2 protein-coding genes are annotated in these 1,632 nt (G+C 63.9%); both read left to right on the top strand.

Going from position 1 to position 1,632, the window contains the following annotated elements:
- Positions 1-205, top strand: a 205-nt coding sequence (locus ABEI27_RS13670) for a hypothetical protein (protein WP_375799958.1), incomplete at its 5' end; no start/stop codon positions are given.
- On the top strand, positions 205-1,632 hold a 1,428-nt coding region (locus ABEI27_RS13675; RefSeq protein WP_375799959.1), incomplete at its 3' end, for a HEAT repeat domain-containing protein. The genes ABEI27_RS13670 and ABEI27_RS13675, both read left to right, overlap by 1 nt.

Below are 1,632 nucleotides of genomic sequence, written 5' to 3' on the forward strand. Positions count from 1 at the left end.
GCTCCCCGACCAGCGCGGCCAGCACGAGCGCGAGTCCGTGCCGTTGGTCGTTCCTGATCGATATACCGAGCGGTTCGACCAGCTTCGCAGCTACCTCGCAGATGAGATGGCGGCTGTGGATGATGAGTCGATGCAGCAGGAGGTGGAACTCCTGGAAACACTGTGTCAGCAGGCGCCCGCGACGCCGAACGAGGTGAGTGACTAATGCTCGTGTTCGCGTTCGACCGTGACTGGACTGTCGACGTGAATCCACATCCCCGCCACGACGCCGTCCCGCTGGAGTGGGTGCGTCATCTCGCCCACGAGACGCCGCACGCGGTCTACGCTATCGGGAATCAGACGCTGGCCGAGGAGGCCGCAATTCCGGGTGTCGTCGACATCGTCGGCCGCCACCCCGATGACTGGGACGAGTGGCTCGGCGAGAAACAGCCCGATGGTCGGTACGAGCAGTTCCCGCTCCGGCGCGAGCGGCTATCACTCGCCGCTGACCTGCACCCGGACGCGGACGGCTACGTCGTTGTCGACGACCTCGATTTGAGTGATGTCGACGGGTGGGAGCACTACCACGCTTGGGAGTTCGTTCCCGCGGTCGAACGGGGAGACATCCATCCCGACCTCCCGTGGGTTCGTGACCTAATGACCGACGGTGGACTCCCGACGTCTGCCGGAATTATGCCTGCGAACGCGTCGATGCTGTCGTCGTTTCTCGACGACCACGCCGATGCGTCCGGATTCGAACTCACATACATCGACGATGGGGCGGAACGAACGCAGCTGTGCCACGACGTCTCCCTCCACGCGGTGACACTCGAACGCCCCTCGGCAGCGCCGGCGCTCCAGTGCACGCTGCTCGCCCCCGATAGTGATCACTTCACCGTTTCCGTCGACGCAATCGAGTTGCTCTCAGTGGTTGACCCCCCACCGAATCTGTACACGGCGGGCGCAGAGACGCCTGCCGAGGAGGCCACTGGGCTCCGCCGGCTCGCCGATGTGCATCCAGAGGCGGTCCGTATCTCATCGATCCTCGCGCTTCTGGACCGCGAAGACGTTGATCTGTTCCGGGAGAAGGACGCAGTCCAGGCACTCCGTCGGGTGGCGGCAGTGCGCCCAGAGGACTGTACGCCGGCGATTCCAATCCTCCGGTCACTATTGGCACGTGACGAGCTACCCGCTCGGGCCGACGTGCTGGCCACGCTCCGCGCCATTGGTGATGCCGATCCGGGGGCGATCGCTCCGCTCACCGACGAACTCGTCCCGTATCTGCAGTCGAACATTGTCTCTGTCAGGCGTGAAGCGACCAGATGTATCGCCGCGATTGCTGAGGAAGACCCCGAGGATGCTGTGGACGCCGTTCCGTCGCTTGCAACGATCATTGAGGACGACGCCGACGGACTCCAGTACGCGGTGTACGCACTCTCGCGGATCACGCGCGAGTATCCGGAAGAAGTCAAACCGGTCGCCGAGACACTTGGAGAAGTCATCCTCCGTGACTCGTTGTCCGACAGCGTTCGGTTGAACGCGACCGCGGGCCTCGGCCGGATCGTGGGCGAGTATCCGAGCATCGCCGTCGATATCGTCGACGACGTCGCGACCCTGTTCGACGCCGATAATCCCAAGCTCCGGAACAACGCA

The sequence above is a fragment of the Halobellus sp. genome (genome assembly GCF_042218505.1).
Taxonomy (GTDB): Archaea; Halobacteriota; Halobacteria; order Halobacteriales; family Haloferacaceae; genus Haloquadratum.